The following is a 13,617-nucleotide window of genomic DNA, read 5'->3' on the forward strand; positions in this document are numbered from 1 at the left end:
GAATGGGTTTAGAGGAGATTACCCCGAGGACGTGCTCACTGCGATGTTTAACCTAGATGTCTGTAAGAGGAGAATCGCTAGACTGATAGAGGAAGAAAGAAACGGTATAGAGCTCGACATTACGCTGTTACTCGATATAGAAATAAAGATTCATCAAGTATTAACGCTGTTGAAATCAATATCAATTAAGACTGAACCAATAAAGTATATATACATTAGTTGTACTGAAATCAGAGATTTAATAAATAGTCGCAATATTCTACCTGTGGCTATAGATAATATATAACAATTTAATCATGGATGTGTCGTCATGAAGTTTAAGTTTCAAAATATACCTATTTTGTATCAGGTACTTGCACCTGTAGGTTTAGCTATCGTGTTATTCGTTATAGCAGTAGCATTTTCAAATAATAAGCTAAGTGATACTTTAAATAATTCACAACTGTCTTCGGACACCGTTGAATATTCATCTTACATACAAGAAGCCGAAAGAATTGTGTGGCGTATCCGAATGGCTGCAAACCAGGTGCTGGCTGGTGATAAGCAATGGGATGATTTTTATTCGGAACTGGTTGGCCACCAAGAACAACTTGCCCAGCGTTTCTCAAGCGTTAGAACTTCTCCTGTGTTCAATGGTGATGCTGATAGCCAAGTCAAAAGCATTGAGAATGGTGTTGTCGCTTATGAAAAGCAGATGAAAGAGATTCACAGTTTAAAAACGGAAGTCGAGCGTGAGTATTCGTCGCTGCCATGGATTTACGAGAAAATCAACGAAACAGATGCGATGGTTTTATCGAATAGCACCTTAACCGAATACGACAGACAAGAATGGTTTTCGGCTAAAGAGCAGTTATTTATCCAATCAACTCAAGCGCAAACGTACTTTGGTGAGTTGATGAAGATATATAACCCGGAAAGCCAAGAGAAGCTAGATAATGCATTAGCTAATTTGGGTAAAATTATCGTTGACCTTGATAACCCGATTGTAGAACAGAACATTAGTAATGTGCTCAAGGACTACTTAGCTGCGGTTGGTAGAATTAACAATATTAACCGTCAGATTTTTAGTCAAGAAGAACAACTTGCTGCTCTCGGGTTGTCGCTGCGCCAAAGTGTCAGCAAGTTATCGAGCCAAGCCGATGAACGAGCAGGCTTAGCGTCAGAGCAAAGCCTAGTGCTGATTAGTGACACGCAGTCTATGTTGATGATTGCGGTACTTGTGGCCTCTATGTTAGCGGCTTTAGGTGGTGTGCTGTGTGCCAGCCGCATTAAAGCAAACTTAACTAGCTTACAAGTGGTGATTGAATCCGTCTCTCGAGGGGAGCTGTATAGCAAAGTTAATGTTGATGCGACCAACGAAATCGGCTCATTATGTAAAAATACAGATAGCACAATTGACTCTCTGAACAGCACGGTAGGCAACTTGCGTAATGTGGGCACTGAGGTATCTTCCTCTGCGACAGAGCTCGCGTCAGTAATGACTGAGTTGGAAGCCAATGCTAATGAACAGCGTGCTCAGGTTGAGTTGATAGCGTCTGCTATTACTGAACTAGCGACCAGCTCGACTCAGGTTGCAGCATCTGCGGCTTCAGCGGATCAAAATGCCAAAGCAGTGATTGATATTACGAACCAAGGCGTAGAATCTGCTCAGAATGGTGTACAGCTATCCGATGAACTTTGTACCGAGCTACAGGAAACATCGAATGTCGCTTCGAGCTTAGAAGAGCTGTCAAACAACGTGTCGAGCTTCGTAAACATGATTGAGAATATTGCAGAGCAAACCAATTTGCTTGCACTTAACGCTGCGATTGAAGCTGCACGTGCTGGTGAAAGTGGCCGTGGATTTGCAGTGGTAGCCGATGAGGTTCGTGTTCTAGCGCAGAAAACTTCTGAAAGTACAGGCTCTATCCAAGACTTGGTCAATACACTGCAAGTGAGAGCGAAAGATATGATGTCTTCTGTCGATCGCTGTGTTGAAAAAGTTGTGGTGACTTCCGATATCAATAAACAGACTAGTGCACAACTTTCAACCATATCGGATGAGGTAGCACACATTTCGATGAATAACAGCGAAATGTCTGCAGCAGCAGATGAACAAAGTCGTGCGATCACTTCAATGAATGAAAATATTGCGTCGATTGATTCAGCCATCGCTCAAAATGCGACGGGTGTGACTCAGAGCGCCGAAGCTGCTTCATACTTATCGCAATTGTCCGAGAACCAAAGTCATCAACTGCAGTTCTTCAAACTTGAAGCTAATAGCTAGTTAGTTTCAGCTTTTTATCTCTCCTCTGTTTTGCACTGGGTGCTCTCTCGGCCCCAGTGCTTTTTAGTATACTTATGTCAGTGCTAGCGCTGTTAAGTGTGGTGCGCTGGTATGTATACGACGGGCAGGTAAAGGATGAAGAACGGTCAAACTAGCAAGGATCGAGATCTTGAATTGGTGGAATGTCCATGTATCCGGCACTGCTGTCTAGACGATAAAGATGTCTGTGTCGGGTGTTTTCGTACCCTAGAGCAGATCTTGAATTGGAATAGCCTGTCGGAGTTGCAGAAGCGCCAGGTGCTTGCAGAGTGCCAACAAAGAAAGAGCTTGAGATAAACAAAAAGCCCCGATGCAACGGCAGCATCGGGGCTTGGTATTTTTACTACTGGTTGTGCGCGTTAGGCGTGAGAAAGTTGAACTTCTTCTTCTTTCTTGCCAGCTGCTGGGTCTGCAAACTTGCTTTCGTCCAGTGCACCTTCAGATTTAGCAACGATAACCGTTACTGCACAGTCACCAGTGATGTTAACTGCAGTACGAATCATGTCTAGAAGACGGTCAACCCCCATGATTAGTGCGATACCTTCAAGCGGTAGACCGACTTGGTTTAGTACCATTGCTAGCATGATTAGACCCACACCTGGAACACCAGCAGTACCAATTGACGCTAGAGTTGCAGTTAGGATAACCATTAGGTAGTCACCCATGGTTAGGTCGATGTTGAATGCTTGTGCGATGAACGCTGTCGCTACACCTTGCATGATCGCAGTACCATCCATGTTGATGGTTGCGCCAAGTGGTACAGTGAAAGATGATACGCGGTTTTCAACGCCCATACGGTTCTTAACGGTTTCCATTGAAACTGGAATGGTTGCGTTAGAAGAAGCCGTTGAGAACGCGAACATGATTGCGTCTTTCATCTTACGTAGGAAGATCATTGGGTTTAGACCAGTGAAGCTCTTAAGCATGATGCTGTAAGTCACAAGGCCGTGGATGATCAGCGTACCAGCAAGTACCGCGAAGTAGCCTGCTAGGTTTAGAATCGCACTTAAGCCTAGGCCAGTGAATAGTTTCGCCATCAAACAGAATACACCGTATGGTGCAACGTACATCAGCAGCGTAACTAACTTCATGATCACTTCGTTTAGATCATTAAATAGTGATGCGATACGCTCGCCCGCTTTGCCAGACAGGCTGATCGCGATACCGAATAGTACGGCGAAAACGATGATCTGAAGTGTTTTACCTTCTGCCATTGCGTTGATTGGGTTGGTTGGGAACATGTTAATGATCACCTGACCCAAAGATGGCGCTTCAGCAGATTGGAAAGAACTTGCAGCTGTTAAATCAGCACCAGCACCTGGCTGGAATACAGTACCCATTGTAAGTGCTAGGGTAATAGCAACTGCAGTAGTGATTACGTAGAACGCTAGGGTTTTACCACCCATACGGCCTAGTGTAGATAAATCCTTTAGTGAGCTGGTACCACACACTAGCGATACGAACACTAGAGGGACAACAAGCATCATCAAGCTGGCTACAAAAATTTTACCGCCAACCTCAAATAAACCATTAACAATGTAGTCGTTAATGAACGCGTTATCTGCGAACAGAAATTGGATAACAAATCCCGTCAAAATACCCGCTAACATACCGGCGATAACGCGAGCAGTTAGAGACTTAGGTTTCTTGGTATTCACTAGAACACTCCTTTTATTATTCACTTCGACATCGTTTCGAAGCGAGCCGGAGATTAGCAGGGGAACAAGAAATTAAAGAAGTAAAATCCTTGGTTCTGGTTTATAGATGTGATCGCAATCACTAGTTTTTAATTTTATTTAACCACTCATTAACACTGTTTATTAGTTATTGCATCTAGATAACCATATGTTTAACAGATTAAATTTTAATTATTTACAATAACTGAGATTATTATCACATGAGAAATCATGTGCATATCAAGACGAAGATAAGCACCAAGTGAATAAATAGTCAGTTTTTATTCACTTGGGTGTTCGTAAAGTCATCAGCCGAATAGGTTAAGCGGTTGATTAAGAAGCGACTTGAGGTTGGTAGCGACCAGGCTTGTGGTTCATCGCTAGAATGAGGTTGGTGACCACAGCGCCCAGTACCGACAGCAAGATCAACTCAATGTTAACGATAAACAGCGACATGATAACAATGCTGCAGTCGAGCGCCATTTGCACTTTACCGGCGCGAATACCAAAGCGTTCCTGTAGAAATAGAGCGAGAATATTGAATCCGCCAAGGCTCATTTTGTGTCTGAAGATCACCAGCATTCCCATGCCGATTAAACCACCACCCAATGCCGCTGCATAGAAAGGGTTAATGCTCGATATTTGAATCACGTGGTAAAGATGATCCACCGCGAGCGAGACAATAGTGACGGCCACAAATGTGTTGATGGTAAAGCGCCATCCCATTCGGGTCACCGACAATATATAGAAGGGAAGATTCAGCGCGAAAAAGATTTGTCCGAAGCTAAACGAAGTGGTCTTGGTTAGGAAAATCGCTAATCCCGCCGTGCCCCCCGTCAGTAAACCGACTTGGTTAAAAAAGATTACGCCCAACGACACCAAAGCACTGCCTAAAATCAGTGCTAGCATGTTTTCCCGTAAAGTATGGTTATCGTCCATACAAAAGACCTCCATCCTAGAAGTAATACAAAACGCTAAGCGATAATTTTCTCACTTAGCAAAACGGAGCATAAGATGGAGTTTTCACTCGATGATGTCGAGGTTTGGGGGGGATTCTGTATGGCGATGGGTTGTTAAGTTATCTTTACAAGGTGGTAGGTCGGCTACCACCTTGCGTGTGTTCGAGCGTTACTTGCCTTCGAGTATCTGCTGGTATTCGGCTTCGTCGGCTTGCTTGGCAAAATCTGCCAGCGGTCGGAAGTCGTCGGTGTACCAAACCTCTTGTTGTTTTTTGTTGTCCGGTAGTGCCTCGAAGTGTTTTTCTAGGTCGCTTTTGTGTAGCTCTAGGCTTACCCACTGCTCTATGTCATCACCATTATCAAACTGCGAAGGTAAGCTTAACTCATGGCTTGAACCTGAGTAATTGGGGGTCAGCGTCAAGCCAAAGCGATAGTCTCGGAACAGAACGGCCCATTTGTTAGGTAAGCGCTTACTGCTGTCCCACCACTTGCCGTCAAGCTGCTCAATTTTCTCATCGGTGACGGATTTCGGTTGAGCCTTGAGGTTGTTTAGTGCCTGTGCGAAGGCGTCATCCATCCTTTCAGCGAACTCCGAACTGGAAAGGTTAGGGTTATCGAGCAAGATAGCGCTCGCCAACTGAGCGCCTAACATGTTGGAGTACAAGTCCTCGGAAGAAAACGCAGAGGCCAGTTCATCAAAGCCACCCACAGAGATCATGCCGAACCATTGTGCTATCTCGTGCCATTGCGCCAGCCTAAAGGCAATCAACGATGCTGACTGCACTTCCATCTTCAATCGTTGTTGTGCGGTCAATTGGCTATTTTCATGAGCATGCCACTGAATCCGACGAGTTCTCAGTTCATCGGGCAGTTCAATGTAATGATCTTGGCCGAATTGCTGCTGATTCTGATGGAACAGGTAGTAAGTGTAATCGGCCGTATCACGCACATGGGCAGTATCGATGAAGCCACCTTCTTCTGTGAAGATTAAACCGTTTTTCTCATCGGCCATCCCCAGCAAACTTGCGGATACTGAACTGCTGCCATCGTTGTATTTATGATCGCCAATATCATCGGCATCAAGCGTATTGCCTAATGAAAAGAATGGTACCGGTACGCCCACTAATTTGGCTTTGAGGTCTTTGCCGAAAGCGCAGCATGGCCTCACACCTACTGGGGCTTCGAGCGCAAATGCTTGCGTTGATAAACCAAGTAGTACAGTAAGCAGTGAGAGTGTACGTGTCATTCGAAACTTCATTAGATCAAGTCCTCTTAAAATGCTTCATTAATATTGAAATAGAAGCCAGCGCTGTCTTTACCAATACCCAGATCGACGCGGACGTTGATGCGGGCTTTAAAGGCGAACCGATAGCCTACGCCTAAAGTGGGTAACCATGTGTCATCAAAAAGTTGATTATATTCAGGCGCGATATTACCTGCTCCCACCCACGCGACCATGCCGTGCCTTTCATTAAAGCTGTGGCGCAGCTCTACTTGAGTCGAAATCTGATTTTCATCTCGGTATTGCCCTTGGTAATAACCGCGCATGCGCTTGTCATCACCGAGCTGAGAGTAGCCATACCATGGGATGTCGCCTTCAGCGCGCTGGCTATAAAGATCCCATGCAATAATGCTGGCGCTGTTGAGCGACCAATATTGGCGAGCATTCAGGGTTAGCTGAGTGAAGTCATAGTCACCACCATAGCGTTGGTTGAAGTCACTCCACTCAACACTCAAGTAGGAACCTTTCCTTGGGTTAGGTTCAAAATCTCGACTATCGTAGCCGAGTGCGACTGTTGGCCCACTGATCTGGCTTTGTTCCAAATCATTGGGCGTAAACGCCCCAGGATCGGCGTCGAGTGCTGAGAAGTGTTGGTAGTTCCAGCCAGCCATTAAGTAAGTTTCGGGAAGAACTTCCAATGCAACCTTTGGAGCTAAGCTGAAACGCTGCACATCGTATTCAGTTTTATTGGATTCATCCTCTGCCTGAGCTCTTCCTACACCCCAATAGTAGCCCGGTGAATGGCTCAATCCGCCTTCTACAAGCAGGCGAACTTTATCGTTATTTAAATAAGTCCGGTTATTGGCGACCAAACCATACGAGCCCGATGTCGAGCCGTAAGAACTGATCGTTAAGGTCGAATACGGGGTGGTTGGATTCCAGTCATAAGGGGTATATAAACCCACTGCGGCAACCCCAATACCTAACCCTTGTTCAGGATTGAAGAAAGGGCCGGGCAGGACTCCCCAATCAATGGCTTTGGAATGATCCACTTCATCACTTGAACCCAGTGCGATCAACATCTTGTCCAACCAAGACTGAGGTTCTTCTGCCATTGCTGGCAGAGTCAGTGCTGCGGACAATATCGCTATCGTAAAACGTGTCATAGTGGTGCTTAGAATCGACGGTCAATGGAGAAGAAAATACTCTGGCGATCACCGAATCCAGCTTCTCCGAGTAAATACCAATCCTTATTGATTTGATATTGCATACCAACCAATGGGTTCCACGGAGTGGTGAGATGTTGGGTGACTTCAAAACGAGCATCACTTGGAACAATCCCAGCAAGCCCAGGCGGTAAACCAAGATCTGCGACACTACCAGAAAGATGTTGTTCAACATCTTGGTACATTGCACCTACCCAAACTCGTAGCGGTACATCGTGGGTATTAAAGTCATACCCCACACGTGGTGATACCACAATGGCATCGATCTGGCCGTCGATAATGGTTAAATCACTTTGGGTGTAGCTGGCATCGACTAACCCGAACCAGTTGCCGTACCCTCCAGCTAGAACAAAGCCGACACCCTTGGTGTAGCCATCTAAATCAAGGCGGAAATCGTTGATCGTACCATTTACGGTATATTCATGCGGTTTTCCACCTGGAAACAGTGGTGGAATGTTCATGGTTAACGACGCATCTACATCGGTTTGAGAATAGCCTTCAAGGATCCCAAACAGAGCGTAAACGTTCAGAAACGGAAACAGCCAGACATCGGCACGAAATGACACCACTTCTGTTTTTTGGGTTCCGTCTTGGGCATCCAGTGCGAGGCCTGGAATGTCGAGTCCTTTCAACATAATTGAGTCAACACTGATTCCCTGTTCCATGCTCATGTAGCTGATGTTAAAGCCGATTGGCTTAGGTAACTCGTAGCCGAGTGCTTCAGCTTTTTCTTTCCAAATTGGTAGAGAAAAAGAGCTGGCAAATACTGAAGGTGAAACCAACAGGGAAAGCAGTAAGGAATATAGCGGACGCTTCATTTATGTCTTCATCAATGGTGACAAGTTGTCATCGGTAATACGTTTGCCCTAGGAGCAAACACCCACTGATCCACTTTGATCAGCGCGGCCATCTTACTCCTGAATTTCAAAAAGTAAACTCGAAAGTGTACTTTTTGAAATGAATGGACTACTCTTGCCCACCAGATAAGACGACGTTGGCGGCAAAAAGATGAAAGTGAGTGAAAAAAAGCGCTTAGCCATAATGGAAGCGGCTCAACAGGAATTCGTAGAGCATGGCTATGTAGCGGCGAATATGGACAGGTTATGCGAGCAGGCCGGAGTGTCGAAGCGTACTTTGTATCGCCACTTCGAAAATAAGCAGACCTTGTTTATTGAAGCAATGAGCCACATTGTCCACAGCTTTCGCGACAAGCTCATACTCAATTATGACTCAGCAGAGCCATTAGCGAGTCAGCTCAAACGTCATATGGAAGTTAAGCTCGATGCACTTTATGAAGAGTTTGGTATGCCTCTCGCAAGAATGCTGATCAGCGAGTTTATTCGTGAGCCTGAGCTTGCCCAAGAGTATTTGCGCTTAATCCACCGACGGGATGATGAGCTAGAAAAGTGGATCCAAGCAGCCATAAAAGACGGTAAGTTGATAGAAGGTGATGCTGCGAAAATGACTAAAATGCTGATGTGTCTATACCAGGGGCATTTTTTGTGGCCGCAGTTGGTGTCTAATACGCCGGTTGCAGAGCCAGAAGTGAGAAGTGCTCTGCTTGATGACATCATTCAATTGTTTTTAGCGGGCTACCAAGTGTCTAGCGGGAAATAAAAAGCCCCGCATGGCGAGGCTTATGATTTTTGACGACACAATGAGCCGCAATTATCTAGATGATTACTGTTGCGCCATTAGGTTTGCAGCCGTTTGATCACCCATTTCGATAAGCTTATCGAGAATCCGCTCTCCATCGGCTCTTACCCCATTGTGCTCATATTCATTGGTGATCCATGCTTTTGAGTTCGGGATCTTCTTCAGTGTTTCACGGCTGATATCCATTTCAACAAACATATCATCGGCGTACACCGCGCAGCTAACCGGCACAGTATTCGTTGCGAGCACTTCATCATTGTAGAGCGGTGTCCAGTCGGACTTCTCAGCTAACATTTGCGCCGCGGTTTGCAGAGGCTTTAAGCATTCATATTGCTCAAACATCCACGGGAAGACCATTTCGCCGGTAAACAAAAAGGGTTTACCCGGCTCATAATTGAACTGATCGTGTTGCTGACGAACGCGATGTGCCGACCAATTAGAAGCCGTATTTTGGCAATAAATCGATTCGTGCAAAATCGCGTAGATAGGGTTAGTTTGAAAAGACTGCTGAGCCAGCATCTCGTTAAGAAACTCATAACGCAGCACTTCCTTTCCATCCACTTTGACAAATGCATTTTCCAGTGAATAGTACATAGGTAAGAAGGTATCGCTCATGCCGAAATTAATACCCAATTGCTGGAACTGTTCTGCGGTAAAGCGCTGGCCATTGGGTAGCGGCTCGACGTTATTAACCAGGTGAGTAGCAATCTTTTGGCAAAGCGCTTGTGCTTGAGGGAATTGGGCAAAGAATGCTTGGTTCTTCTCTAAAGTCCGTGCAAAGGTTGCTTGATAAACGTCATCGGCATGGCGAGTGGTTGATGGTACACCACCGGTGATGTATGAGCGCAATAGGCTTTGAGGGAACATAGATAGGTAAGTGATGGAACAGAAACCACCAAAGCTTTGGCCTAAGATTGCCCACTTTTCGACACCTAACTGCTGACGAATTATCTCGGCATCACGAACAATATTATCAGACCTGAAGTGACTTAGGTATTCAGCTTGCTGCTCTGAGGTCATAGAGGCCAGCGTTTGATGAGAGATAACGCTACTGTTGCCAGTACCACGCTGATCGAGCAGCAACACTCGGTAATCTTGCAACGCTCGGTTTAACCAACCTGAAGTGCCGTTTGGCCTTGGTGATGGAAAACCTGGCCCACCTTGAAAATAAACTAACCAAGGCTTTTCGCTATCTGTGTCAGACGCAAGGCTCACCTCGCGTGCAAAGATTGTCAGTCGAGTCGCGTTTTGCTCTTGGTGGTTGAGTGGCACATCAAAGTAATGTGGTGTGTATTTAATCCCTTTATCAACAAATGATTGGGCAGCGTGAGTCATGACTGAAATCCCTTTGGAGTACGGCTAGAGGTAGGGCTCCTATCTTGGCTGAATTCTGGTTAATTGGGAATGCTAAGAGTGTAAATCTTCGCGAATTTGTTCCCGCGATTCATTTTCAATTATTTTTTGAAAATGATTCAAAAGACACGTGGTTTTTCGTTCTGACGGTTTGCACTATTCTCTCCTCACACCAAGATTGTTACCGCATACAGCGATACGAAAAACATGATTCTTAAAGGTATCCCAATGAATATTGTTCAAAATGCTAAAACTCGTTACTCAACAAAAGCGTTTAACCCAACTAAGAAACTGTCTGAAGAACATGTTCAGGCGGTAAAAGATCTGATCCGCATGAGCCCATCGAGTGTGAACTCTCAGCCATGGCACTTCATTGTTGCTAGCACAGAAGAAGGTAAAGAGCGTATCGCACAATCAACTCAAGGTGGTTTTGAGTTCAATACGCGTAAAATTCTAGATGCGTCTCATGTTGTGGTGTTTGCGTCTAAAACCAGCATCGACGAACAGTACCTATTGGAATTGCTAGAGTCAGAAACTCAAGCAGGCCGTTTTGACAACGAAGAAAGTAAGCAAGGCATGCACGGCGGCCGTTCTTTCTTTGTAAACATGCACCGTTTTGATCTAAAAGATGCGAATCATTGGATGGAGAAACAGGTTTACTTGAACGTAGGCACATTGCTACTGGGCGCTTCAAGCCTAGGTTTAGATGCAGTGCCAATTGAAGGCTTTAATGCGAAAGTGCTGGATGAAGAGTTTGGTCTACGTGAGCAAGGTTATACTAGTGCAGTGATCGTACCGCTTGGCTACCGTAGCGAAGACGATTTCAACGCGGCGCTACCAAAATCTCGCTGGGATGAGTCTCAAGTCTTCACGGAGTGCTAATCCATGGTCCACTTGATTGCAGAAATTAAGGCTGCTCAAGGGCAGGAGCAGAAAGTAGAGCAGCTCTTAACAGAGCTGTTAACACCAACACGCGAAGAAAATGGTTGTTGTCAGTACGAACTGTATAAAGATCAAAATATCGATGGCCTGTTCATCATGCAGGAGATTTGGTGCTCGCAAGAGAGTTTAGATGTGCATTTACAAAGTGAACACCTAACCGCGTTCAGTGCTCAATGCAAAGAACAAGAGCTATTAGAGTACGTTCAGATGAGACCACTTAGCTTTATCGGCTAACAGCATCTGTAGATACAAAAGACAAAGAGGCGCAGTGAGCGCCTCTTTTTGCATTTTGTGGACTGAGTTTATTTGATCTCGGCTAACGCGGTTGCACGTTGAGCGCAGCACTTTTCTTGAATAAACTGCTGAAACTTTCGAATGGTTGGGCTTAGAACCCTGCGATCAGCACACACCATGTAAAGTGGGGCATTTTCTCCGTCCCATTCTGGCAGTATGCGTACTAGCTTGCCATCAATCAGATCTTGGCTGACATCCATGAGAGACTTGTTGGCAATTCCACGACCATGCACCGCCAAGCGATGAATAACGTCACTGTCGTTACTAGAAGGCGTCCCTTTCACCAGTAGTGATGTTTGTTGCTCACCACTGGTTAATGGCCAGTTGTTGTAAAGGCTGTCGGACGTCATGTAGCACAAGCAGTTATGTGACAGCAGATCTTCCGGTTTGGTGATGGGTGGATGTTTACTGATATATTCCGGAGAGGCGCAAAGCACTCGGGCATTGTCTGGACACATTGGGATAGCAATGAGATTGGATTCCGCTGGCTCACCGTAGCGAATCGCAATATCCACGGGCTTCGAATACATGTTGGTTAGGCTGTCGGACAACTCAACTTTCACAGACACATTGGGGTGAGAATCAATAAACTCGTCAATCCAGTAAATCAACAAGTTACGGCCAAAATCAGACGGTGCGCTGAGGTGTAAGTTACCAGATAACTCACCGCGTGAAGAAGATACCAAGTCGAGGCCATCTTGAAGTGTGCTGAGTGCTTGCGTGGTTTTGTCGAGAAAGATTTCCCCTTCACTGGTTAAGCGTAGGCTTCGGGTTGAACGCACGAAAAGTGGAAAACCGATTTGCTCTTCTAACCTTTTGACGCTGGCACTGATGGCGGCTGGCGTCATATCCATGCTGTGTGCAGCACTGGAAAAGCTGCCTTGTCGGGCCGTTTCAACAAAAATATTCAGGTCATTGAGCGCTTTCATAACAGTCCTTAACTGGTGGTACGCTGCTGATAGTAAGCGATCTACGAAGTGAGATAAATCCAGCGCTAGCCATTTTTGCGAATAAACAGTAGCGCAATTCCACCTAAAATTAGCGCGCTAGACACCAGTAATACGGTATTCAACTGTTCGCCAAGTAAGGCTACACCAGCGAACAAAGCGATCACCGGAACACAAAGTTGCGCTACTGATGCTTGAAGTAACGATAGCGACTTGATCGCGGAGTACCATACAACATACCCCATTGCAGAAGCGACGACACCAGACACTGTCGCCCATAACGCGCCAACAACCGTGATGCTGTCCAACTCGATTAACCATGGGGAGCAAAGCAGTATGATCACCGCAGCGCTGATAAACCCTTGGGTGGTGCCTATTCTAGGAGAGGACGCTCGTTGGCCTAACATACTGAAAGCCGCCCATGCGATCCCCGAGACGACCATCAGTACAGCAGACCACAAATCAGGAGCGGTGGCAGAAGGCAACATTAATAGAATGAATCCAACCATAGCGGTGATGAGTCCTAGCCATTCGAACTTATTGAGTCGATTTCCCCGTAGCAGATGAACGGAAATCATCGTGAGTTGCACCGAGCCAAACAGCAGTAATGCTCCTGTTCCGGTGGCAAGCTCAAGATAGGCAAAGGAAAAGGTGATGGCATAGATAAACAAGGCGACACCACCGAGGAACAATAATGATTTGTTGTCGGTAAGGCTAACGCGTTCCTTACGTTGGAGAACTAAGTGAATGACGAGTAAGGTCAATGCACCTGAAATTATGCGAATAGCGGTAAACGAGCCTGCGTCTATCGCTCCTTGCGCTAATGCCAATCGACATAGGAGCGAGTTGGCTGCAAAAGCGATTAACGCGATGGCGGTAATAAGGTAGTGAGACAAGCGTATTTCCCTATTGATAAAGTGTCCAAAAGCTAACCGATTCCATGGTTTGCGCCAGTTGCTAGGGTATCGGTGAAGTGGCATGTAAGTAAAGTGACCGGAAAGGTACGTAAAACATCTCACGACGGGCACAGGTTTTGC

13 protein-coding genes are annotated in these 13,617 nt (G+C 45.8%); 5 read left to right on the forward strand and 8 right to left on the reverse strand.

The window, feature by feature from the left end:
- Positions 1 to 310 precede the first annotated feature (310 nt).
- Complete coding sequence (locus ACXABW_RS22135; RefSeq protein ID WP_457525564.1) at positions 311 to 2,266, forward strand: methyl-accepting chemotaxis protein; 1,956 nt, start codon at positions 311 to 313, stop codon at positions 2,264 to 2,266.
- Positions 2,267 to 2,401: 135 nt separating this feature from the next.
- On the forward strand, positions 2,402 to 2,602 hold the full coding sequence (locus tag ACXABW_RS22140; RefSeq protein ID WP_457525565.1) for a DUF1289 domain-containing protein: 201 nt from the start codon (positions 2,402 to 2,404) through the stop codon (positions 2,600 to 2,602).
- 62 nt (positions 2,603 to 2,664) lie between these two features.
- Here the strand turns inward: ACXABW_RS22140 and ACXABW_RS22145 are convergent, their stop codons facing one another.
- The 5 genes from ACXABW_RS22145 to ACXABW_RS22165 all read right to left on the reverse strand — a co-directional run bounded on the left by ACXABW_RS22145 (position 2,665) and on the right by ACXABW_RS22165 (position 8,206).
- Complete coding sequence (locus tag ACXABW_RS22145; RefSeq protein WP_252033106.1) at positions 2,665 to 3,963, reverse strand: dicarboxylate/amino acid:cation symporter; 1,299 nt, start codon at positions 3,961 to 3,963, stop codon at positions 2,665 to 2,667.
- Positions 3,964 to 4,314: 351 nt separating this feature from the next.
- Positions 4,315 to 4,920 carry a YitT family protein gene (locus ACXABW_RS22150; RefSeq protein ID WP_265689078.1) on the reverse strand — a complete coding sequence of 202 codons (606 nt, stop codon included), beginning with the start codon at positions 4,918 to 4,920 and terminating at the stop codon, positions 4,315 to 4,317.
- A gap of 189 nt (positions 4,921 to 5,109) precedes the next feature.
- Entirely contained in the window at positions 5,110 to 6,186 is a 1,077-nt protein-coding gene (locus ACXABW_RS22155) for a DUF4056 domain-containing protein (protein ID WP_457525566.1), read from the reverse strand.
- A gap of 26 nt (positions 6,187 to 6,212) precedes the next feature.
- Positions 6,213 to 7,328, reverse strand: coding sequence for a BamA/TamA family outer membrane protein (locus ACXABW_RS22160; protein WP_457525567.1), 1,116 nt, complete (start codon positions 7,326 to 7,328; stop codon positions 6,213 to 6,215).
- 8 nt (positions 7,329 to 7,336) lie between these two features.
- Positions 7,337 to 8,206, reverse strand: coding sequence for a TonB-dependent receptor (locus ACXABW_RS22165; RefSeq protein ID WP_252033110.1), 870 nt, complete (start codon positions 8,204 to 8,206; stop codon positions 7,337 to 7,339).
- A gap of 190 nt (positions 8,207 to 8,396) precedes the next feature.
- On the opposite strand from ACXABW_RS22165, the gene ACXABW_RS22170 reads away from it, so the two are divergent.
- Positions 8,397 to 9,005 (forward strand): TetR/AcrR family transcriptional regulator, encoded by a 609-nt coding sequence (locus tag ACXABW_RS22170; RefSeq protein ID WP_457525568.1) that lies wholly within the window; start codon positions 8,397 to 8,399, stop codon positions 9,003 to 9,005.
- A gap of 63 nt (positions 9,006 to 9,068) precedes the next feature.
- On the opposite strand, the gene ACXABW_RS22175 is transcribed toward ACXABW_RS22170, so the two are convergent.
- Positions 9,069 to 10,379 carry an alpha/beta fold hydrolase gene (locus ACXABW_RS22175; RefSeq protein ID WP_457525569.1) on the reverse strand — a complete coding sequence of 437 codons (1,311 nt, stop codon included), beginning with the start codon at positions 10,377 to 10,379 and terminating at the stop codon, positions 9,069 to 9,071.
- A gap of 246 nt (positions 10,380 to 10,625) precedes the next feature.
- Here ACXABW_RS22175 and nfsB point away from each other — a divergent pair, with 246 nt between their 5' ends.
- Both nfsB and ACXABW_RS22185 read left to right on the forward strand, forming a co-directional pair.
- Complete coding sequence (gene nfsB / locus ACXABW_RS22180; RefSeq protein WP_457525570.1) at positions 10,626 to 11,279, forward strand: oxygen-insensitive NAD(P)H nitroreductase; 654 nt, start codon at positions 10,626 to 10,628, stop codon at positions 11,277 to 11,279.
- Between the two features lie 3 nt (positions 11,280 to 11,282).
- Positions 11,283 to 11,573 (forward strand): putative quinol monooxygenase, encoded by a 291-nt coding sequence (locus ACXABW_RS22185; protein ID WP_457525571.1) that lies wholly within the window; start codon positions 11,283 to 11,285, stop codon positions 11,571 to 11,573.
- Positions 11,574 to 11,641: 68 nt separating this feature from the next.
- On the opposite strand, the gene ACXABW_RS22190 is transcribed toward ACXABW_RS22185, so the two are convergent.
- Positions 11,642 to 12,562 carry a LysR family transcriptional regulator gene (locus tag ACXABW_RS22190; protein WP_252033117.1) on the reverse strand — a complete coding sequence of 307 codons (921 nt, stop codon included), beginning with the start codon at positions 12,560 to 12,562 and terminating at the stop codon, positions 11,642 to 11,644.
- A gap of 65 nt (positions 12,563 to 12,627) precedes the next feature.
- Entirely contained in the window at positions 12,628 to 13,476 is an 849-nt protein-coding gene (locus ACXABW_RS22195; protein WP_457525572.1) for a DMT family transporter, read from the reverse strand.
- Positions 13,477 to 13,617: the final 141 nt, after the last annotated feature.

Source organism: Vibrio paucivorans (assembly GCF_054053395.1).

Bases quoted from the DNA above. Each gene is read 5' to 3' on its own strand.
- ACXABW_RS22135 (WP_457525564.1), top strand. From the start codon at position 311: ATGAAGTTTAAGTTTCAAAATATACCTATTTTGTATCAGGTACTTGCA.
- ACXABW_RS22140 (WP_457525565.1), top strand. From the start codon at position 2,402: ATGAAGAACGGTCAAACTAGCAAGGATCGAGATCTTGAATTGGTGGAA.
- ACXABW_RS22150 (WP_265689078.1), bottom strand. From the start codon at position 4,920: ATGGACGATAACCATACTTTACGGGAAAACATGCTAGCACTGATTTTA.
- ACXABW_RS22155 (WP_457525566.1), bottom strand. From the start codon at position 6,186: ATGACACGTACACTCTCACTGCTTACTGTACTACTTGGTTTATCAACG.
- ACXABW_RS22160 (WP_457525567.1), bottom strand. From the start codon at position 7,328: ATGACACGTTTTACGATAGCGATATTGTCCGCAGCACTGACTCTGCCA.
- ACXABW_RS22165 (WP_252033110.1), bottom strand. From the start codon at position 8,206: ATGAAGCGTCCGCTATATTCCTTACTGCTTTCCCTGTTGGTTTCACCT.
- ACXABW_RS22170 (WP_457525568.1), top strand. From the start codon at position 8,397: ATGAAAGTGAGTGAAAAAAAGCGCTTAGCCATAATGGAAGCGGCTCAA.
- ACXABW_RS22175 (WP_457525569.1), bottom strand. From the start codon at position 10,379: ATGACTCACGCTGCCCAATCATTTGTTGATAAAGGGATTAAATACACA.
- nfsB (WP_457525570.1), top strand. From the start codon at position 10,626: ATGAATATTGTTCAAAATGCTAAAACTCGTTACTCAACAAAAGCGTTT.
- ACXABW_RS22185 (WP_457525571.1), top strand. From the start codon at position 11,283: ATGGTCCACTTGATTGCAGAAATTAAGGCTGCTCAAGGGCAGGAGCAG.
- ACXABW_RS22190 (WP_252033117.1), bottom strand. From the start codon at position 12,562: ATGAAAGCGCTCAATGACCTGAATATTTTTGTTGAAACGGCCCGACAA.